The organism is Kribbella sp. CA-253562 (assembly GCF_050942265.1).
Taxonomy (GTDB): Bacteria; Actinomycetota; Actinomycetes; order Propionibacteriales; family Kribbellaceae; genus Kribbella.
In genome coordinates this window covers 4158995-4179744 of record NZ_CP192049.1, presented here as the reverse complement: position 1 = coordinate 4179744, position 20750 = coordinate 4158995, and the positions used below count along the sequence as shown (strand labels likewise).

Sequence of the window (20750 nt, the reverse complement as noted above, 5' to 3'; positions counted from 1 at the left end):
CCAACCGTCTATGAACTATTGTCTACAATAGATAATCGACGCTGACAAGAACTCGGGGAACAATGGCCGCCATGACAGAGCACCAGCTGGAGTCGCCGAGCCTCGTTCAGCTCGCCGCCAACGCGATCCGCCGGATGATCTTGGCCGGGGAACTGGCCGAGGGCGAGCGCCTGATCGAGGAGCGACTGACCGAGCAGCTCGGGATCAGCCGCCCTCCCCTGCGAGAGGCGCTCCGGGTCCTCGAGCAGGAAGGCCTGATCGTCACCCGGCCCCGGCGGGGTTCGACGGTCGCCACCCTCACCGATCAGGACGTCTTCGAGATCCTCACCCTGCGCTCGGCGCTGGAGCGGCTGGCCGTCGAGCTGGGCGTTCCGGTGAAGGTGCCGGAGCGGCTGAAGGTCGCCCAGGACGCTCTGCTGGAGATGGAACGCTGTGCCGCCGCCGAAGATCGCGGCAGCCTGGTGCAGGCGGGCTACCGCTTCCACTCCTCACTGGTCGCGCTGGCCGGTCACCGCCGGCTCGAGGAGGCCTACGCCTCGGTGCAGCAGCAGCTCCTGCTCTGCATGGCCCGCAACCTGTACGCCCGCGAGCACTTCTACGAGGACCTGCACGAGCACGTCGCCCGGCACCGCAAGCTGCTCGACCTGGTCGAGGCCGGCGACCCGGCCGCCGTACTGGCCGAGCTCGCGGTGCACGGCGAGCGGTCGTTCAGCGAGATTCAGAGCAACGTCGGCAGCCGCTCGGCCAGCAACTCGTAGTCGCGCAGGCTGTTGTAGGCGTGGGCCGACAGCCGGACGAAAACCCGCTCGTCGAAGCCGGTCAGCGTGATCTCGGCGTTGAGCGCCCGCGACACCCGGGCCTTGAACGCCTCCGCCGCCTCCGGCGAGGCCTCGCCGCTGAACGGCAGTTCGACCAGCCGCATCGTCGCCGCCGGGTGCGCGACGTCCGGCAGGTCGGTGCCGAGCGCCTTGGCGAGCACCTGGGCGCCCTCATCGATCAGCGCCGACAGCTGCGTGCGCCGTACCGGCCAGTCCAGCTCGGCCAGCACGCGCAGTGACTCCGGCGCCGCGATCCACGGCGCGTAGTCGAAGGTGCCCTGCATGTCGAACCGCTCCGGCAGGCGTTCGTCGTACTCGGACCAGGACACGATCAGCGGCAGGGTCGCGTTCCGCCACTTCTCGGCGACCACCAGCCCCGCGGTCGGTCGCGGCGCGGCCGGCCACTTGTGGAAGTTGCCGGTCCAGAAGTCGGCGCCGTCCTCGGCCGGCGCGTCCAGCAAAGCCGGGGCGTGCGCGCCGTCGACGATCACCGGGATGCCGTCACAAGCTTCGACCAGGCGGCGGATCGGGAACACCATCGCGGTCGCCGAGCTGATCTGGTCGACGATCAGCGCCGCCGTCCGCTCGTCCAGCTGGGCCCGGATCGCCGCGACGACCGAGTCGTCGTCGGCCTCCAGCGGTACGTCGACCACGACCACCTCGGCCTGGTGGGCCCGGGCGAACCGCTCGGCCGCGAACAGCACCGCGCCGTAAGTGTGGTTGGTCAGGACGATCCGGCTTCCCGGCGGGATCGGGATCGCGCCCAGCGCGGCGGTCACGCCGGCGCTCGCGTTCGGCACCAGCGCGAAGCCGGCCGGATCGGTGCCGAGGAAGGCGGCGAGTTCCAGCCGGCTCGTGGTCAGCCGCTCGGCGACCGAGCGGAACCAGAGCATCGGATTGGCCTCGGTCTCGGCCCGCAGCCTGGCCAGCAACTCCTGGGTACGCCGCGGAACGGCGCCGTACGAGCCGTGGTTCAGGTGCAGGACCTCGGGGTCGAGGGACCACAGGTCGGGGCGGGGGCGAAGATCCGTCACCGTCACCACGGTACATACTTTCGGCTGTGTACCCCTACCTCGACCACGAGGGTCCGATCGCGATGGCCCACCGCGGCGGTGCGCTGCACCCGGACAATCTCGGCTACGAGAACTCGTTGCGCGCCTTCGGACACGCGGTGAAGCTGGGCTACACCTATCTCGAGACCGACCTGCACGCGACCAGCGACGGCAAGGTCGTCGCCTTCCACGACCATCGGCTGGACCGGGTCACCGACCGGTCCGGCACGATCGCGCAGTTGCCGTGGTCGGAGGTCAGCAAGGCGCGGATCAACGGCCACGAGCCGATCCCGCTGCTCACCGACGTGCTCGAGGAGTTCCCGCAGGCCAAGCTCAACCTCGACATCAAGGCCGACAACGGCGTCGGCCCGGCGGCCGACGTACTGCGGGCCGCCGGCGCGATCGACCGGGTCTGCGTGTCGTCGTTCTCCCAGGCGCGCGTCCAGCGGATCCGGCGTGAGCTCGGGCCGCGGCTGGCCACCGGCTTCGGGCAGAACGAGATCGCCCGGCTGCGGTTCGCGCCGTTCCGGCTGAGCTCGCCGGGAGCGTGCCTGCAGATCCCCGAGGTCTACGGCCGGATCCGGGTGCTGACGCCGGGCCTGCTGCGCCGGGCGCATGCCCTCGGCAAGCAGGTGCATGTCTGGACGGTCGACGACCCGGCCAGGATGCACCGGCTGCTCGACGCCGGGGTCGACGGCATCATCACCGACCGGACCGACCTGCTGCGCGACGTCCTGGTCGAGCGTGGGCAGTGGAGCTGATCTGTTACCGATTGGTCCTGCGAAGTACCGATTGACCTGACACACTCCTGCGCATGGGATTCCTGTCGGCCCCGGCGGCCGTCGACAAGCGGGAGTACTGGGGCTTCAGCCTGTACGACTGGGCGAACTCCGGCTACGTGACGACCACCGGCACCGTGCTGTTCGCGCCGTACCTGACCTCGGTCGCCGAGCAGGCGGCGTGCGGCCGGGTCGGCACCACCGACGACCCGTGCCACACCAACCTGCAGGTCCTCGGCCTCGGCATCGCGCCGGGCTCGCTGGCGTTCTACGTCGTGACGGTCGCGACGCTGGTCTCCGCGCTGTTCCTGCCGATCGTCGGCGCGATCGCCGACCGGTCGCCGCGCAAGAAGCTGCTGATGTGCGGCTTCGCCTGGGCCGGCGCGCTGGCGGCCTGCTCGATGGTGTTCGTGACCGACGGGCGGTGGGCCCTCGGCGCGTTGCTGCTGTTCGTCGGGAACCTGTGTCTGGGCTCCTCGTTGGTGGTCTACGACTCGATCCTGATCGACATCGCGCCACCCGACGACCGCGACGACGTGTCGTCGCGGGCCTGGGCATTCGGCTATCTCGGCGGGTTCATCCTGCTGGCGATCAACCTCGGCGTCGTCACCGCGCACGACGCGCTCGGCATGAGTCAGGGCACGGCGGTCCGGCTCAGCCTGCTGAGTGCGGGACTGTGGTGGGGCATCTTCACGTTCATCCCGTTCGTCAAGTTGCGCAACCGGCCACCGACCGGCGTCGTCCCGGTGCGCAGCGGGTCGATGGTCCGGCAGAGCTTCGGGCAGCTCGGCGCGACGCTGCAGCACCTGCGCACCTATCCGATGACGCTTCTGTTCCTGGTCGCGTACCTGTTCTTCAACGACGGGATCCAGACCGTCATCTCGGTCTCCTCGACCTACGGCGAGAAGCAGCTCGGGTTCGAGACGCAGGTGCTGATCGCGACGATCCTGCTGGTCCAGTTCGTCGCGTTCTTCGGCGCGATCGGCTTCGGCCGGTTCGCCCGCCGGTACGGGTCGCAGCGCACGATCATGGGCGGGCTGGTGATCTGGATGGTGATCGTCGTGGCCGGCTTCACGCTGCCCGAGCGGCAGATCGTGCCGTTCCTGGCGATGGGCGTCGCGATCGGCATCGTGCTCGGCGGCACCCAGGCGCTGTCGCGGTCGGCGTTCAGCCAGCTGATCCCGAAGGGCCGCGAGGCGGAGTACTTCAGCCTGTACCAGGCCGGAGAACGCGGCACCTCGTGGCTCGGCACCCTCGTCTTCGGCCTGGTCCACCAGCTGACCGGCTCCTACCGCCCGGCCATCGTGGCGCTCGGCGCGTTCTTCCTGATCGGTCTGGTGCTGCTGTCGCGGGTGGACATGCGCCGGGGTATCCGCGAAGCGGGCAACACTCAGCCGACGCTGGTCTAGGCGGCGCCGGGCCCGACGTCGGCCGCGGTCAGCGGACGGCGTACGGGTTGGGCGGTGGAGTACTCGTCCGCACCCACGTCGTACGGCGCTGTGCGGGCTTGTCCGTCGAGGTCGTCGCTCACCCGGCTGGATTCGCTGGCCGCGTTGATCGCCGCGCTGCCTGCGCCGAGCCGGTAGACCCCGTCGGACCCGGCCACCAGCTTCGGGTCCAGCCGCCTGAAGCCCGACGACGGCAGGTTCCCGTTCGCCGCCGACCCCCAGACGATGTTGCCCACCCAGGTGATCCCCTGCTGGTACGGCATGTCCACCAACGGCTCCCCGTCGCCCACCAGCAGATTGTCCGCGATCCGGCATCCCAGCGGCGGCAGCGACCGCTGGCTCTCCCCCACCAGCGCCTGGTCGTTGTTCCGCAGGGTGTTCAGCACGATCGTCACCCGGTCGGGCGCGTCGTTGCCCTTCCTCGAGTCGGACGACTCCCCGTCGAAGTGGTCGCGGACCGACCCGCTGCCGAGCACGATCCCGGCGCTGCTGACGCCACCCACGTAGTTGTTCACGATCAGGTGGTCGTTGCCGTAGATCCGGATGCCGTTGCCTCCGGCCAGTACATGGTTGCCCTCGACGCGGTTGTTGTTGCCTTGCCGCAGCACGATCCCGCCCGTCGACGAGCGCAGCGTGTTGTACCGGACGACGTTGCCGGACGACTTCACCGAGATCGCCTCGGGATCACCGTTCACCCGCTCGAACAGGTTGTACTCCACCGTCGCACCGGCATCGCTCAGCGCCCGGCTGCTGACGCCGAGGCGGAGTGCTTCACCGCCGTTCAAGCCGGTGAAGCTGTGGTCGCGGAAGTGATTGCGCAGGATGTGCGTGCGCTGCGCCATCGCGTCGCCGGAGGGGCCGTCGATCACCAGATAGCAACTCGCCGTCGGTTTGTCGTGCCAGACGTTGCGATCGACCTTCGCGTCGTCGCCGCGGACGACCACCCAGTGCCCGGTCGACGGCGCCAGGGCGAAGTCGTTGCGCGTCAGCCGGATCCGCGGGCAGCTCGCCGGGATCTCCAGCGTCGAGCTCTGCTTGAAGACGAACCCGCTGATCTCGACGTACGACGAGTTCGACAGCACGAAGCTGTGCGGACCGGTGAGGGTCACGCCGCCACGGCTCTCGGCCACGATCGTGATCGGCGCGGTGCTGGTGCCGCGCCGGCCGCTGATTGTGATCGGCGCGCCGGACGGTACGGCGTACGAGCCGTTCGCGAGCACGATCCGGGTGCCGGCGGTGGCGCTGTTGATCGCCTGCTGGAGCTGGGCGAGCGAGGTGACGGTGGCGGTGGTTCCTGCGAAGGCATCTGTGGATCTGGACAGAACGATGGCGGCGACGCCACCGGCCAAGAAGGTGCGGCGTTCCATGACGGACTCCTAGCTGTTGGGGCGGTACAGCTTTCGGTATTCGCTCGGGGTGACCGAGCTGACCTGGCGGAAGACCTTCGAGAAGTACGACTGGTCCATGCCGACGGCGGCCGCGATCTCCTCCATCGGCCGGGACGTCGAGGCGAGTTCGCGCTGGGCCCACTCGATCCGGGCCCGCTTGATGTACTGCTTAGGCGACAACCCGAACTCCGCCCGGAAGTACCGGATGAAGCTGGGCTGATCCTGGCCGAACTGAGCCGCCAGTTCCTCGACGGTCAGCGAGTTGCCGAGATTGGCCTGGATGTACTCGACGACGTCGGACTCGCTCGTCTGCTGCGGGGACAGCTGGACCGTCCCGGGCGGCGCGCTGTCGAGGTAGTGCGCGAACAGCGCGGTCAGCGCCGACCGCAGCCGGAGCGGAGTGGCGAGACCCGGCGGGTCCCGATCGGCCGCACCGACCTGCTCGAACAGCGCCCCCGCTTCCTCGGGCGACTTGCTACGTACGACGTACGGCAGGGTCAGCACCTCCCCGATGTCGCGGTCGCCGATCAGCGCGGAGAAGTGCAGCCAGTGCTTGCGATAGGTGTTGTCGCTGACCGTCTCGTACGAGATCGGTACCTCGGCCGGCAGGTAACACAGATCGCCGGGCTGTGGGTCGAGCACCTGGTCACCGACGACGAGCCGGCCCTCACCCTCGAGGATCAGGTAGAGCCGCGAGAACGGGTCGGGCTGCAGCGGTCGGGCCCACTCCCGGTGGACCTTGGTGATCCGGGCAGCGACGACGAGATCGAGCCGAAGCCGGTCCAGATGCGTCCGGATCAGCTCGTCCTGCCGAGTGAGGGCGGTGCGGGGCGCGTTCACGAGCTGAACGGCCCGACGTCGGCCGCGGTCAGCGGACCCCACGCGGGCCGGCGCCGGGAGTACTCGTCCGCGCCCACGTCCGCCCGTCCGTGCCGCTGGTCGCCGTCGAGATCGACCTCGACACCCGGGTACCAGCGAGTGGCCGCGTTGATGGCCGGACTGCGCTCCGTCAGCCGCCGTACGCCGTCCGCGCCGGTGGCGAGGCGCGGATCGATCCGCGTGTACGCCGTACCGGGTGCGTTGCCGTCGGCGGCCGCGCCCCAGGTGAGGTTGCCGCCCCACTCGATGCCGTCCGGGTACGGCATGTCGATCAACTGTCCTGTGTCGCCCACCAGAAGATTGTCGGTGATCGCGCACCCCAGCGGCGGCAGGGTGCGGTGACTTTCGCCGACGACGCCCGCGCCGCAGTCGAGAATCGTGTTCAGCCCGATTCGGACGCCGTCGGGCGCGTCGTTGCCGCGGCGCGACTCCGCGGACTCCCCCGGGAAGTGGTCGCGGATCGAGCCGCTGCCGAGCACGATGCCGGCGCCGCCGATCCGTTCGAGATAGTTGTTCACGACCAGGTGGTCGTTGCCGTAGATCCGGATCCCGTTGCCCCCGGCCAACAGATAGTTGCCCTCGACCCGATTACCGTTGCCGTGCCGCAGGACGATGCCGCCGACGCTGCCGCGGATCGTGTTGCGCCGGATCACGTTGCCCGACGACTTCACCGAGATCGCCTCGGGATCACCGTCGGCACGCTCGAACAGGTTCAGCTCGATCACCGCACCGGCCTTCGACAGGGCCCGCGGACTGACGCCGAGGCGGATCGGCTCACCACCGTTGCTGCCGGTGAAGCTGTGGTCGCGGAAGTGGTTGCGCGCGACGTACACGCCCTGGGCCATCGCGCTGCTGCCCGCGCCCTCGATGCCGAGGTAGACGCCGAGCGTCGACTTGCCGTGCCACACGTTGCGCACAAGCGTGCTGTGGTCGGCCCGGACCATCACCCAGTGCAGGCCCTCGAGGTCCGCGAGCTGGAACTCGTTGTGGCTCAGCCTGATCCGCCGGCAGTCCGGCGGCAGGTCCAGCGTCGTCCGCTGCTTGAACACGAACCCGCTGATGGTGAGGTCGGACGAGCTGCTCAGCACGAAGCTCTGCTCGCCGGTCAGCACCACGCCGCCCACCGACTCGGCCCGCACGGTGATCGGCTGCCGCCGGCTCCCGCGCTTGCCGGTGATCGTGATGGGTTCCGTGACGTCGTACGTCCCGTCGGCGAGCGCGATCACGCTGCCCGGCACCGCCCGGGCGATCGCCTCGCGAAGCTCGTCGAGGGAGTGCACCCGGCACCCTTGAGGACCGAGGGAGGCAGGCAGGTCGCCGGAGGCGACGGCCGGCGGGCGGCCGCTCGCCGCCACCCCCACCCGCCCGGCCGAGGGCGGGGCGCCATAGGCGGGCGTGAGGCCGAGGGCACCGCTGCCGGCCATCCCGGCGGCGGTGGCGGTGGCGGTGGCGGTCAGGAAGGTTCTTCGGTTCATGGTTCCTCCGGATCAACGGGGCGGGGCGAGGAACAGCTCGATGACCGGGACCGCGACGTCGGGCCGGCGGACGGGGAGCTGAAGGGTGAGCGTGCCGGGCGGTTGAGCACCGGGGCGGGTGTTCTCGGCCGCGCGGGCCGGGTCGTGTTCGACGAGCTGGATCTCGGACGCGTCCGACAGCAGCTGGGCGTAGCCGACCTTCCCGGCGAGCCCTGGCAAATGCACGTGCTTGAAGGGCCAGCTGAACAGATGCAGGTAGAGCCGGTCCCCGTTCTGCGTGTACCGGCAGTCCGTGGGCGCCTGGTACTGCGAGGCACCGCAGCCGCGAATCGACCGCTCGTGCAGCCGCATCCACTGCCCGATCGCGGCCAGCCGGGTCTCCGCCTCCGGATCGATCAGCCCGCGCGCTGTCGGGCCGACGTTCAGCAGCAGGTTGCCGTCCTTGGACACACCGTCGACCAGCATCCGGACCAGCAGCTCGGGACTCTTGTAGTCGACGTTGTCCCGGTCGTAACCCCAGCTCCCGTTCAACGTCTGGCACGCCTCCCAGGCGACCGGCAGCGGACCGGACGGCTGGTACTGCTCCGGCGTCACGAAGTCCCCCGGCAACCCGGTCCGATCGTTGACCAGGAGGTCGGGCTGCAGTTCTCGCACCATCGCCAACAGCTCCCGCGCGCCCCAGTCCTCGGCGCCCTTGCCGCCCCACGTGTGCGGCCGGCCGGCGTACGAGAAGTCGAAGAACAGGTAGTCGATCGGTCCGAAGCCGGTCAGCAGTTCGCGGACCTGCCCGTGCAGATACTCCCGGTACGCCGCGATGTCGCGCGGCGCCTGCTTCGCTTCCTCGTCGTCGCGCTGCGGATGCAAGCCGTCGATCGGGAACTCCGGATGGTGCCAGTCGATCAGCGAGTGGTAGAACCCGACCTTCAGTCCTTCCGCTCGGCAGGCCGCCACGAACGGCTCGACCAGATCCCGCCCGTACGGCGTGTTCGTCACCTTGTAGTCGGTCAGCGCGCTGTCCCACAGGCAGAACCCGTCGTGGTGCTTGGTCGTCAGTACGACGTACCGCATGCCCGCCGCGCGAGCCGTCCTCGCCCACTCGCGCGGGTCGTGGAGATCGGGATCGAAGCGCTCGAAGTACCGCTGGTACTGCTCGTCGGTCATCCGCTCGCGGTTCTTCACCCACTCGTGCCGGGCCGCGAGCGAGTACAGCCCCCAGTGCACGAACATCCCGAACCGGTCGTGCCGGAACCACTCCATCGCACTCATCCCTTCAACGCCCCCGAGGTCAGCCCTCGCGCGAACGACCGCTGGAAGAACAGGAACACCAGCACCGACGGCAGCAGCGCCAGCAACGACGCGGCCAGCACCACACCCGGCGTCACCACGGGATCGATCCGCAGCGCGAGCGGCAGCGTGTACGCCGAGGAGTCCGTTGCCACCAGCAACGGCAACAGGTACTGGTCCCAGATCATCGTGAAGCCGAACACCCCGATCACGCCGAGCGCCGGTTTGCACAGCGGCAGGATGATCTGGGCGAAGATCCGCAGCTCGCCGGCGCCGTCGATCCGGGCCGCCTCCTCGAGCTCGCGCGGCACGTCCTTCATGAACTCGGTCATCACCAGGATCGAGAACGCCCAGGCGCCGAGCGGCACGATCATGCCGGCCAGCGTGCCCATCAGGTTCAGGTGCAGCAGCGGCAGATCACCCAGCACGAGCGTCAGCGGCAGCGCGAGGATCTCCTCCGGCAGCATCATGGTCGCCAGGATCGCGACCATCACCAGCGTCATCAGCGGGAACACCTTGCGGGCCAGCGCGTACCCGGCCAGCACCGACACCGCCACTTGCAGCAGCAGCCCGAAGCCGACGACGAAAAACGAGTTCAGCAGGTACCGCAGGACGCCGTGGTCGAACGCGATCCGGAAGTTGTCCAGCGTCGGGCGGCGCGGGATCACGCTCAGCTGGGTCGGATCCGACACGTGGTTGAACGAGCTGACCAGCAAGGCGAGCAGCGGGCCGGCGAAGACGACGAACAGCCCGGCGTAGACGGAGGCCTTGATGAGCTTCGCGCCGGCTCCGCGGCGTTCGGTCAGGCCGAGTGCGGTTTCGGTGGCGGCGCTCATGCGGCTCTCCTCCTTCGCAGCAGTTGCACGGACACGGTCAGGACGAGCGTCGCGACGAACAGCAGCACCGCACCGGCCGAGCCGACGCCCAGCCGGTTCTGTTCCAGGCCGAGCTTGTAGATCAGCGTCATCACGACCTCGGTGGAGCCGTTCGGTCCGCCGTTGGTGAGCAGGAAGACCTCGGTGAAGCTCCGGAATCCACGGACGGCGGCGAGCACGAACAGGATCGCGAACACCGGCCGCAGCCCCGGCAGCGTGACGTGCAGGATCCGCTGCCGGGTCGAGGCGCCGTCCACCGTCGCCGCTTCGTACAGGCCGCGGTCGATCCCGGCCAGGCCGGCGAGAAAGATCATCATGTCGTACGGCGCACCGCGCCAGATGCCGGTCACAACGATCGAGGCGAGCGAGCTGTCCGGGTGGTTGATGAAGCCCGACGGGCCCAGTCCGACCAGGCCGATCACCTGGTTCATCAGGCCGTCGGCGGTCGGGTGGTACATGATCCGCCACAACTCGGCGACCACCGCCAACGGCACGACCACCGGCAGGAACGCCGCCGACCGGATGAAACTCAGCTTCCGCGTCTGCCCCTCGACCAGCAACGCCAGCCCGAACCCGAGCACCATCGACCCGAACGTCTGTCCCACCGCGAGCACCACGGTGTTCCAGGCCGCCGACCGGAAGCCCTCCGACCCGAGGATCTCGCTGTAGTTCGCGGCCCCGACCCAGGTGTTGCCGAGATAGGGCTTCACGTCCTGCACGGACATCGAGATGGCCTGCGCCATCGGGATGAACTTGAAGTACAGGAAGAGAATGAGCGCCGGCGCCAGGAACGCCCAAGGGACCCACCAGCGCCCGCTTCGGCGGCGGTCGCTACGCCCGCCCGCTTCGCGCCGGCGAAGCCGGCCGCGGCTCGGGGCAGCGCGCCCCTCCCCCACCCCAGTCTTTCTCCCACCCACCACCTGTTGCGACGCCGAAGGCGTCGCTTCCTGGATCGTCATGAAGCCGCGATCCCCTGCTGGGTGAGCGCCTCACCCAGCTTCGTGTCCAGCTTCTTCAGCTCCGCCTCGACCGGCAGGTCGCAGTCCGCGATCAGCGCGTTGATGGTGTCCGCCGACGACTGCCGTACGGCGGTCCAGTTCGGGATCGACGGCGCGTACCGCCCGTGCGCCCGGTACGCCTCGGCGTACACCTTCCAGCGCGGGTCGGGACGCACCGACGTGATGTCGACGGTCTTGTTCACCGGCAACTGCACGATGAACGCCTTCTCCCCCGCCATGCCGAGCTTCTGCCCCTCGACCGAGATCGCGAAGCTCGCGAACGCGTCCTGCCCGGCCCGGTTCGCCGACCCGGCCATCAGGTAGACGCTGCCGCCCTCGGCCAGCACCGTCGCGTCCTTCGGCCCCGCCGGCATCGGCACGACCTCGTACTTGTCCTTGCCGAGCGCCGAGTCGAATCGCGGCAACAGATACGGTCCGACGACGTACATCCCGGTCCGCCCGGCCTCGAAGGTCTCGTTGGTCGGCGTGTCCATCGTCGCCGCGCCCGGCTGCACCACCTTCGTCGTACAGGCGAGGTCGCGGAACCACTTGGTCGCGGCCACCGACGCCGGCGTACTCATCGCGGGGGTGTACTTGCCGTCGGCCTGCGCGCTGATGAAGTCGCCACCGGCGGCCCACAGGAAGTTCGAGAAGTACCACGAGGCGTAGCCACGCTTGGTCGAGCCCGGTACCGCGAGCCCGTACGTGTCGGCCTTGCCGTTGCCGTCCGGGTCCTGGGTGGTGAACGCCTTCGCCAGCGCGCCCATCGCCTCCCAGGACGCCGGCACCGGCAGGCCGACCTTCTGCCGCCAGTCCTTGCGGATCAGCAGCGCGCTGGCCTGCGCCGAGTACGGCACGCCGTACGTCTTGCCGTCACCCGCGCGCCCGGCGGCGAGCGCCGGCTCGAGCAGTTGATCGCTGCCCTTGACCGCGCCGAGGTCGACCTCACGGACGATGCCCTGGCTGACCATCGCGCCGAGCTGCGACGAGTCGTTCAAAACCAGATCCGGCAGATCCTTCTGCGCCGCACGCTGGGACAGCTTCGTCTCGAAGTCGTCGAAGATCGCGGTGACCTCGACCTTCTGACCGCTCGCCTTCTCGAAGGCGGCGGCCAGCTTCTTCATCCCCTTCTCGCCGTCCCCGCCGGGCGTGGTGCGGACCCACAGCTCCAGCGGCGCGGTCGGGTCCTGGGCCACCTCACCGGCGCCGGACGTGCCGCAGGCGGCCGCCACAACAGTGCCGGCCAGACCTGCGGCGACGAGTTTCCACGAGCTGCGCATGCCGTCTTCTCCTGTCGACGAAGAGGCGAATTTGTACTTTCTGCGCCTCATTTCGTCGCAAGATAGCGCTTTCCAAAGCAGCCCGTCAACGGTTCACCGCGTCGGCAGCTCCCCTTGCCGGACCGACCGAGCGGTCAGCGTGCCGTCAGTGGTCTCCCCGGTGACGACGACCTGCTGCCCGGTTTTCAGGTCCGCCGCACTGCCCTTGCTGCTGATCTCGTACGCCGTGTCGCCGGTCAGCTTGACCGTCACGTCGCCGCTTTGCGTCTTCACCACGAGCTGGCCGCCGGACGCCGACACGACCGTGCCGATCGCCGCGTTACCCGCACCGGCGCCGAACCGGCCGGCCTGCCCGCCACCCTGGCCTCCTTGCCCGCGGAAAGCTCCGTACCCGCCGGCTCCGCGACCGGCCGACTGGTTCGGCGTACCGTCCGAGGCGAAGGCCGCGTGCAGTCCCGCGCCCCCCGCGAGCCCGACCGCCAGCACGACGATCGCACTCAGCACGGTCGTTGCCACTGGCAAACTCAACGTCTTCCTCGGCCGCAGCGCGGCCTCCACTTCTTGGTCGGACCCGATCTGGGCGAACTCGTCGGGGGTTTGGTTGCTCATGGCAAGCCTCTCTACTCGTGCCGAAGGGCGTCGATGGGACGAAGACCGGCGGCCCGGTGCGCGGGCATGCTGCCGAAGAACAGACCGATCGCCGCGGACACCCCGAAGGCGAGTGCGATCGACGACGGCACCAGCACCGGCCGGACGCCGGCCAGCTCGAACCGGCTGACGACGAGCGCGGCCACGACCCCGACCGTGCCACCGATCAGACTGAGCAGCGTCGCCTCGATCAGGAACTGCCCGAGGATCGCCCGCCGCCGGGCACCGAGCGCCTTGCGAATGCCGATCTCGCGGGTCCGCTCGGTGACCGTGACCAGCATGATGTTGGTGACGCCGATGCCGCCGACCACCAGACTGATCGCCGCGACCGTCGCGAGCAGCGCGGTGAACGTCGCGGCGGTGTCCTGGCTGGTCTGCAGGATCTGCGCCGAGTTGGTGATCCGGAACGGCGAGGTCTGCGTGGCCGGGACCTGGTGCCGGGCCGCGAGCAGCTCGGTCACTTCGGCCTGCGCGACGTCGACGCGATCCTTGGCCGCCGCCTGGACGACGATCTGGTTCAGCGCGCCGTACCCGGCCTGGGTCGACCGCAGCGTGCTGATCGGTACGACGACGGCCGCGTTCGGATCGGCGAACCCGGTGCTGTCCTTGCTCGCCAGCACCCCCAGAACGACGAAGTCGACCGCGCCGAGTTTGACGCTCTGGCCGACGGCGGCCGCCGGACGGCCGAACAACTCGCTCGCCGCCGTCTGGCCGAGCAGGATCACCCGTTGCGAAGTGTCCACGTCCTGCTGGGTGAAGGCCCGGCCGGTGCCGACCGGCGTGTTCGTCGCGGGCAGGTACTCGGGCGTCGTACCGATGATCTGGTTGACGGTGTAGCTGGTGTCGCCGTTGGTCGCCGTACCGGAGCTGGTCATCACGGGGGCGACCGCTGCCACGTCGGGCGCGAGCCGGTCGTCGGCGAGAGCTTCGGCGTCGGCCAGCGTGAGGGTGTACTGCTGGGCGGCCGGACCGGCTTGTCCGCGGGCGAAACCGCCGCCTGCACCGGAGGTCGAGACGGTCAGCAGATTGGTGCCCATGGCCTCCAACCGGTCCTGCACGGCCCGGGCCGATCCGTTGCCGACAGCAATCAGCACGATCACCGCGCCGACTCCGATCGACACTCCGAGCACGGTCAGCAGCGAGCGCAGCTTGTTCGCGCCGAGACCGCGCAGGGCGGCCCCGAACAGGTCGCGAGGTGACATCAGCGGGTCACCTCGTCGGCGCGGGCTCGGCCACCATCCGGTGATGGTTCGGGGGCGACGCCACGACTGGCCGGGCCGCCACCTGGTACAGGTTCGTCGGCGACGATCCGGCCGTCGGCCACGCGGATCAGCCTGCGGGCGCGCCGCGCGACCTCGTCCTCATGGGTGATCACGACCACCGTCCGGCCCTCGGCGTTCAGCTCGTCGAACAGGCCGAGCACCTCGTCGGTCGAGTGCGCGTCGAGATTGCCGGTCGGCTCGTCGGCGAGCAGGATCCGCGGGCCGGTGGCCAGGGCCCGGGCGATCGCGACGCGTTGCTGCTGCCCGCCGGAGAGCTGGTTCGGCCGGTGGTCCTCGCGGTCGGCGAGCCCGACCAGTTCCAGCGCTCGCCGCGCTCGGTGCCGCCGCTCGAACCGGCGCAGATGGGCGTAGGTGAGCGGCAGCTCGACGTTCGCGAGGGCGCTGGTCCGCGGGATCAGGTTGAACGACTGGAAGACGAAACCGATCTTGCGGCCGCGGACGAGCGCCTGCTGGTCCTCGGTGAGCCGGGCGACGTTCGTACCGTCCAGCCGGTACTCACCGCGGCTCGGGACGTCGAGGCAGCCGATGATGTTCATCAGCGTCGACTTGCCGGAACCGGACGAGCCCATCACCGCCACGTAGTCGCCGGCCTCGACCCGCAGGGAGACACCGCGCAGCGCGTGCACGGCGGTCTCGCCCACGCCGTACGTCTTGGTGACGTCCCGGATCTCGATCAGGGCGTCAGCGGCCACGGTTGGCTCCCCCGCCCTGCCCGAACTGCCCGCCGCCTTGCCCGGCTCCCTGGCCGAGCTGGCCGGCCGGGAACTGCCGGCCTTGACCGCCACCGGTCCCGGTCCCGCCGATCGCACCCTGCAGCAGTTCGACCTGCTCGCCTTCCTTCAGGCCGGACTTGATCTCCGTGAAGCTCCCACCCTGTACGCCGACCTGGACCTCGCGCGTGGTGCCGTCGGTGAGCGTGACCGTGTGCGTCGTCCCGGAGGTGGCGACCGCCGTACTCGGCACGAACAGCGCGTTCGAGGCCTTCGCGGTCTGCACGGCGACGCTCGCGGTCTGGCCGATCCGCGCCCCGGCCGGCAGCTTGGTCAGGCTGAACGTCGCGGAGTACGAGACGACGCCGTTCGTGGTGGTCGGCGTCGGCGAGACCGACAGCAACGTCGCGGGCAACGGCGAGCCCGGGTCGGCGTTGAGCGTGACGGTCGCCGCCTGCTTTGGCTTGATCTTGACCGCGTCGGCCTCGGGGAACGCGGCCACCACCTGGAGCGCGGTCAGATCCGCGAGCTCGGCGAAGCCTGAAGCTGAGGTCGAGGTCGAGGACGTGGTGCCTGAACCTGCGCCCGATCCTGAGCCGGTCGTGCCGGATGTGGCACCTGATCCCGTGCCGCCCGACCCGACACCGCTCGAACCAGTGCCGCTCGAGCCGCCGGCGACGGAGCCGACCGAGCCGTTCACCGCGGTGATCGTGCCGGCGATCGGCGCCCGCAGCGTCGTCGCCGCGACCGCCGCCCGGGCCGCTTCGAGGTTCTGGTCGGCCTGCTCCCTGTCCGCCTTCGCCCGGGCCAGGCTCGCCTTCGCGTTCGTCACGGCAAGCGCGGGATCCTGCTGGCTCTGCACCGCACCCTGACCTCCAGCGGCCGCGTCACCAGCGGCGGTCGTCGGAGTGGCCGAGGCCTGCTCGGCGTCCTCGGCGGCCTGCTCGGCGTCGTTGAGGGACTCCTGGGCGGCGTCGACGGAGTTGGCGGCGGCGATCTGGTTCTGTTCGGCGATCCGGACCTGCCGCTGCGCCGGAGCCGGATCGATCTTCGCGATCGCCGCGTCCTTGGCGACCACCTGGCCGACCTTCACGTAGACCGCGACGACCGTGCCGGAGGTCGTGAACTGGGGTGCCGCCGACCGCGAGCTCTGCAGTGTCCCGCTCGAACTGACGCTCGCGACCACCTCGCCGCGGGCGACGGCGACGCTCGGGCGCGTCGTACCGGCTGCTTCGGACTCGTCCCGGAAGAACAGCAGGTAGGCGGTGACCGCGACGGCCACGACCACCGCCACCAGGGCCACGTTGAGCAGGTTGAGGCCACGGAATTTGTGGCGTGGGACGACCGTTGGCAAGCGCATGGACGCCGACGCTAGGCAGCGTTGCTGAGGAATGGATTCGGGCCGGCTGGCAACCGGCTGTGAATGCGAATGCTCGTTTCAGACTGTGGTCCGCGACACATGGTCATCTGTGAACAGCCGATGACAGGGGGTCACGACGGGCTCGTCAGGTGCGTACCTTGGCCTCGGGCATGCCAAAATGGGAATGATCCGAGCCGGCCGACCGTTGGCACGGATGACGAAATCTCGGAGGTTTGACATGTCTAATCGCGTTCTGCGTGGTTCGGGGCTGGGTGGGGTCAGCTTCGAGGACGACCGTGGCGTCGAGTTCGCGCCGCGCCAGATGATCACCTACGACTGCCCGCGCGGTCACGTGGTCGAGGTGACCATGGCGCACGACGCCGAGGTGCCCGCTGTCTGGGAGTGCCCGCACTGCGGCAGCGAGGCCGCCCGGTCGACCGGTGAGAAGCCGGAGCCGAAGCAGGAGAAGCCCGCCCGGACGCACTGGGACATGCTGCGCGAGCGCCGGAGCATCTCCGAGCTCGAGGAGCTGCTCGCCGAGCGCGTCCAACTGCTGCGCAACGGCGAGATCGGCCCGGCGCACCTGCACCGGGCCCGCAACACCACAGGCAAGCGCACCGCCTGACCTCAGAACTCCCGAACGGGCCGTTCCGCAACGACGCGGAACGGCCCGTTCGCTGTGTTCCTGCTCACACCGGGCGCCGAATCCCGGGCCGCGCCCCCGCTTCGCGCACCTCCTCCCCTGCGCTCGTCCTCACCCGGCTTCTCACCCCCCGCACCTCCTCGCCCCCTGCACTTCCACACCCCCGCACCTCCTCACCCCCTGCACCTCCACACCCCCGCACTCCTGCACTTCCACACCCCCGCACCTCCTCACCCCCTGCACCTCCACACCCCCGCCCGTCCTCACCCCCGCACCTCCTCACTCCCTGCACCTCCACCCCCGGGCCACTCCTGGATGGCCGATCCCCCACCGCGCACTTCCCTCGCGCACGCCATTTGATGGGTTAACCCCTGACGTGGTGGGTTCACCCACGTCATAAGCGTCACGAACCCACCACCAGACGGGTTAACCCACCAAATGCGAGGGTTCGACGGGCAGTGGGAGCCCGTGCGGCGGTCCCGAGCCGAGCCGGACGGAGTGACGGTCCCCAGCTGGAGCCGGCCCGGAGCGACGGTGGACGGCGCGAGCTGGACGCGAGCGGCGGGCCTCAGCCGGACCGACGGTGGACGGCGCGAGCTGGACGCGAGCGACGCGGGCCTCACCCCGAGCCGGGCCGGAGCGACGGTGGACGGCGGGGACTGGACGCGAGCGGCGGTTCCCGCAGGTCTTAAGCGGCGGTCCACAGCGGGAGCAGGTCCAGAGCGGCGGGCCTTAGCCGGAGGGGTGGTGGACGGCGGGAGCTGGACGGGAGCGGCGGGCGCAGCCGGGCCGGAGCTGTGGTTCCAGCGGGGGCCGGACGCGAGCGGCGGCTCCCTCCGGAACAGGTCTTGAGCGGCGGTCGACAGCGGGAACAGGTCTTGAGCGGCAGGCCTTAGCCGGAGCTTGGCCGGAACGGCGGGCCTCAGCCGGCGCTCGGCCGGAGCCGCGCCTCAGCCGGAGCAGGTCCGGAGCGGTAGACCCCAGCCCCAGTCCCGGCCGGAGCAGCAGCCCGAGCCGGAGGTGGCCGGAGCGGGGACCTACCTGGAGCGGTCGTTCCGGAGGGGCACGGGAGGTGGTTTCCAGCGCCGGTCTGTGGGTCAGCGGTCCTGGGGGCGGGGCGGCTGGTCGGGGTCGATGACCTCGCCCTGGATGACGTCGTCGTTGCGGCGGCGCTGGGCTTCGGCCTGGTCGGCGGTGGGCGGGCGGAAGGTGCCGGGCATGAAGCCGGTGATCGGGTTGCCGCCGAGTTGGGCGACGATGCGGCGGCCGAGGAACGCCGACAGGGCCCGGCGCGCGAGAGGCCGCGTGAACGGGAGGACGAAAAAGAATCCGACGATGTCGGTGGCGAACCCGGGGGTGAGCAGCAGCGTGCCGCCGATCAGCAGGAGGGCGGCGTCGGCCAGCTCCTTGCCGGGCATCCGGCCGGTGTCCAGTGACGCCTTCAGCGCCGCGAACGCCCGCCGTCCCTCGCGCTTGATCAGCCAGGCGCCGAGCGCGCTCTCGACCAGCAGCAACGCGACCGTCGGCCAGCCGCCGATCACCTGTCCGACCTGGATGATCACGTAGATCTCGACGATCGGGACCACCAGCAACGCCGCCGCGACGAACCAGGGCAGGCCTCGGGTCTTCCGCGCGGGACTACCGGACACGTTGCTCACGGTGCACCTCTCCTACTCCCCACGCCGACCAGGTCAGACCGGCACCTTCTCAGGACTGGGGGTCGCGGCCGGCGGGGTGCCGGGATCCGCCGGGCGGCGGGTGCGTCGCGCGACCAGCGCCAGCACTGCTCCCATGATCCCCAGACCGGTCAAGAGCCACTGCGGCCAGCCGCCGAGCCGGGTCGCCAGCGTGAGCTGGTCGCGGACCGGCACCGATGTGACGTACACGTCCGGCACGAACTGGGCCGACTTGTGCTCGATCGTCCCGTCGGGCTGGATCACGCCGGAGATTCCGGACGTCGACGCGATCAGCACCGTGCGCCCGGTCTCGATCGCGCGCATCCGGGTGATCGCGAACTGCTGCTCCGGCTGCCCGGTGCCGCCGTACGTCGCGTTGTTGGTCTGGACGACGAGGATCTGCGCGCCGCCCTTGGCCACGTCGGACACCACGTCGTCGTAGGCGAGCTCGAAGCAGATCAGGTCGCCGTAGGTGACCCCGTTGATCGGCATCAGGCCCGGACCCACGCCGGGCGCGGTCTGCCGGCCGACCATCTCCAGCCGCTTGATGTAGGGCAGCAGCTGCTCGCGGAACGGGATGTACTCGCCGAACGGCACCGGGTGCCGCTTGGCGTAACGCTGTCCCGGCCCGGTGGCCGGGTCCCAGACGATGCCGGTGGTCTGGCGTTCGTTCGGGCCAGGGCCTTCGGTCACCGCGCCGACCAGGATCGGGACCCGCACGGCCTGCACGGCGGTCTCGATGTCCCGCCGGGTCTCGGCGTCCTTGTACGGGTCGATGTCGGTCGAGTTCTCCGGCCAGATCACCAGGTCCGGCTTGACCTGCGCGCCGGCCTCGACCTGCTTCTGCAGGTCCAGCGTCGCGTTCATGTGGTTCTTGGTCACGGTCCGGGCGCGGCCGAGGAACTCCAGACCCTTGCCCGGCACGTTGCCCTGCACCATCGCCGCCGTGACCGACTTGCCGTTGCCCGCGGTCGACAGCGTGATCAGCGAACTGCCGCCGACGATCGCGATACCGGCGACCACCGCGACCGCGCGCAGCCCCAGGCCGCTGCGGCGTCGCAGTACGGCGGCGTAGGCGAGCGCGCCGAGCAGCGCCACGACGAAGCTCAGCCCGGCGATCCCGACCACGGAGGCGAGCTTGCCGAGCGGCGAGTCGGCGAACGCCCAGGCCAGCCGCCCCCACGGGAACCCGCCGAACGGCACCGAGGCGGTCGCGAACTCGGTGGCCACCCACAGGCACGGGATCCACAGCAGCCACAGCTTGTGCTTGAGGACCTGACTGGCGAACGCACCGAAGACGGCGTAGAAGAGTCCCTCGAGGATCGCCAGCGCGATCGCGGCGTCGCCGCCGATCACGCTGAGCCAGGGCACCAGAACGGCGTAGTAGGTGATGCCGAAGCCGGCGCCGACCAGGATGCCGCCCTTGACCGAGACGCCGTTGAGCGCGGCCAGGAACAGCGGTACGGCGACGACGGCGAGCCACGGGTGGTCGTGCGGCTCGAACGCGAGCCCGAGCAGCGCCCCCGCGCCGATCGCCACCACGATCCTGAGCACCAGCCGTGCCAGGGCCAACAACTGCTCCACTCGGGTCCCCTTCGCCTCACCATCCGGTACCTACCGGTGCGCACGACGGTACAACGTACGAGTGCACCGAAGAGATCCGGCAGAGTTCCGGAAGGTGACGGACAGCTCTCGCAGCGGTGTTACGGCACCGGCGGGGCTCGGAAAAGCCACGGGCCGGCGTGGGCCCGGTCGCGATCAGTGGCCGAGAGAGGAAAGAGGCTCGGCCGCCCTTCGGACCAACCGGCGGACCCGCTGGATGCGAGCCGCCCGGCTGTTGTCTACTGGGCGCCGAACCTCTTCCACCTCTGCCCCGCGGGGGGCTGTCCACCGGCGATCTCAGCCCCCGTCGACTCAAGCCTGGCACTGGCCTGGTCAGCGTCGCGGGATCATCCGGTGGCCGAACTCTGTGTGTCCGTTGAAAGAATGGACTCTGACGACTCCCAAAACGATGCTCGCTCGCAGCGGCGGTGTCAACCTCTGCGCCGCCTCCTTCAAGGCGTTGTAACACTTTCGGCTGTCCTGAAGGGAATAACGGCCGCGCGAAAGCGAAGTCACGTTACAGAGCCGTCTCGGCACGCCACGTGTTCGTTA

18 protein-coding genes are annotated in these 20750 nt (G+C 69.9%); 4 read left to right on the top strand and 14 right to left on the bottom strand.

Annotated elements, in window-relative coordinates:
* Positions 1-71 precede the first annotated feature (71 nt).
* A complete protein-coding gene (locus ACQPXM_RS19770) occupies positions 72-758 on the top strand; it encodes a GntR family transcriptional regulator (protein WP_432950689.1) in 687 nt (228 codons plus the stop codon).
* On the opposite strand, the gene ACQPXM_RS19765 is transcribed toward ACQPXM_RS19770, so the two are convergent.
* Positions 719-1852 (bottom strand): aminotransferase class V-fold PLP-dependent enzyme, encoded by a 1134-nt coding sequence (locus ACQPXM_RS19765; protein ID WP_432950687.1) that lies wholly within the window; start codon positions 1850-1852, stop codon positions 719-721. The two genes, ACQPXM_RS19770 and ACQPXM_RS19765, sit on opposite strands and share 40 nt — an antisense overlap.
* A 26-nt stretch (positions 1853-1878) precedes the next feature.
* On the opposite strand from ACQPXM_RS19765, the gene ACQPXM_RS19760 reads away from it, so the two are divergent.
* Together ACQPXM_RS19760 and ACQPXM_RS19755 are read left to right on the top strand one after the other, a co-directional pair.
* Positions 1879-2631 carry a glycerophosphodiester phosphodiesterase gene (locus tag ACQPXM_RS19760; RefSeq protein ID WP_432950685.1) on the top strand — a complete coding sequence of 251 codons (753 nt, stop codon included), beginning with the start codon at positions 1879-1881 and terminating at the stop codon, positions 2629-2631.
* 53 nt (positions 2632-2684) lie between these two features.
* Complete coding sequence (locus ACQPXM_RS19755) at positions 2685-4058, top strand: MFS transporter (RefSeq protein WP_432950683.1); 1374 nt, start codon at positions 2685-2687, stop codon at positions 4056-4058.
* Here ACQPXM_RS19755 and ACQPXM_RS19750 read toward each other — a convergent pair.
* From ACQPXM_RS19750 to ACQPXM_RS19700, 11 genes are all read right to left on the bottom strand, one after another.
* Complete coding sequence (locus tag ACQPXM_RS19750; RefSeq protein WP_432950681.1) at positions 4055-5464, bottom strand: polysaccharide lyase 6 family protein; 1410 nt, start codon at positions 5462-5464, stop codon at positions 4055-4057. The genes ACQPXM_RS19755 and ACQPXM_RS19750 overlap by 4 nt on opposite strands.
* 9 nt (positions 5465-5473) lie before the next feature.
* Positions 5474-6325, bottom strand: a complete 852-nt coding sequence (locus tag ACQPXM_RS19745; RefSeq protein WP_077016322.1) for an AraC family transcriptional regulator — start codon at positions 6323-6325, stop codon at positions 5474-5476.
* The gene (locus ACQPXM_RS19740) at positions 6322-7839 is read right to left on the bottom strand and encodes a polysaccharide lyase 6 family protein (RefSeq protein ID WP_432950679.1); all 1518 of its coding nucleotides are present in this window, start codon (positions 7837-7839) and stop codon (positions 6322-6324) included. The genes ACQPXM_RS19745 and ACQPXM_RS19740 overlap by 4 nt, the downstream gene beginning before the upstream one ends.
* Before the next feature lie 12 nt (positions 7840-7851).
* The gene (locus ACQPXM_RS19735) at positions 7852-9096 is read right to left on the bottom strand and encodes an alpha-L-fucosidase (protein ID WP_432950677.1); all 1245 of its coding nucleotides are present in this window, start codon (positions 9094-9096) and stop codon (positions 7852-7854) included.
* Between the two features lie 5 nt (positions 9097-9101).
* Complete coding sequence (locus tag ACQPXM_RS19730; RefSeq protein ID WP_432950675.1) at positions 9102-9959, bottom strand: carbohydrate ABC transporter permease; 858 nt, start codon at positions 9957-9959, stop codon at positions 9102-9104.
* Positions 9956-10741, bottom strand: coding sequence for a carbohydrate ABC transporter permease (locus ACQPXM_RS19725; protein ID WP_432950673.1), 786 nt, complete (start codon positions 10739-10741; stop codon positions 9956-9958). The genes ACQPXM_RS19730 and ACQPXM_RS19725 overlap by 4 nt, the downstream gene beginning before the upstream one ends.
* Positions 10742-10953: 212 nt before the next feature.
* Positions 10954-12276, bottom strand: a complete 1323-nt coding sequence (locus tag ACQPXM_RS19720; protein ID WP_432950671.1) for a sugar ABC transporter substrate-binding protein — start codon at positions 12274-12276, stop codon at positions 10954-10956.
* A gap of 93 nt (positions 12277-12369) precedes the next feature.
* Positions 12370-12885 (bottom strand): hypothetical protein, encoded by a 516-nt coding sequence (locus ACQPXM_RS19715; protein WP_432950669.1) that lies wholly within the window; start codon positions 12883-12885, stop codon positions 12370-12372.
* A gap of 11 nt (positions 12886-12896) precedes the next feature.
* The gene (locus tag ACQPXM_RS19710; RefSeq protein WP_432950667.1) at positions 12897-14126 is read right to left on the bottom strand and encodes an ABC transporter permease; all 1230 of its coding nucleotides are present in this window, start codon (positions 14124-14126) and stop codon (positions 12897-12899) included.
* The gene (locus ACQPXM_RS19705; RefSeq protein WP_432950665.1) at positions 14126-14899 is read right to left on the bottom strand and encodes an ABC transporter ATP-binding protein; all 774 of its coding nucleotides are present in this window, start codon (positions 14897-14899) and stop codon (positions 14126-14128) included. Before ACQPXM_RS19705 ends, ACQPXM_RS19710 begins: the two co-directional genes overlap by 1 nt.
* Positions 14889-16277: an efflux RND transporter periplasmic adaptor subunit gene (locus tag ACQPXM_RS19700; RefSeq protein ID WP_432950663.1), complete on the bottom strand. Its 1389-nt coding sequence runs from the start codon at positions 16275-16277 to the stop codon at positions 14889-14891. The genes ACQPXM_RS19705 and ACQPXM_RS19700 overlap by 11 nt, the downstream gene beginning before the upstream one ends.
* Positions 16278-16515: 238 nt before the next feature.
* Here ACQPXM_RS19700 and ACQPXM_RS19695 point away from each other — a divergent pair, with 238 nt between their 5' ends.
* Positions 16516-16902, top strand: coding sequence for an RNA polymerase-binding protein RbpA (locus ACQPXM_RS19695; RefSeq protein WP_077016327.1), 387 nt, complete (start codon positions 16516-16518; stop codon positions 16900-16902).
* A gap of 1115 nt (positions 16903-18017) precedes the next feature.
* Here the strand turns inward: ACQPXM_RS19695 and ACQPXM_RS19690 are convergent.
* Both ACQPXM_RS19690 and lnt read right to left on the bottom strand, forming a co-directional pair.
* Complete coding sequence (locus tag ACQPXM_RS19690; protein ID WP_432950661.1) at positions 18018-18578, bottom strand: FxsA family protein; 561 nt, start codon at positions 18576-18578, stop codon at positions 18018-18020.
* Positions 18579-18611: 33 nt separating this feature from the next.
* Positions 18612-20180, bottom strand: a complete 1569-nt coding sequence (lnt, locus tag ACQPXM_RS19685) for an apolipoprotein N-acyltransferase (protein ID WP_432950659.1) — start codon at positions 20178-20180, stop codon at positions 18612-18614.
* Positions 20181-20750 lie beyond the last annotated feature (570 nt).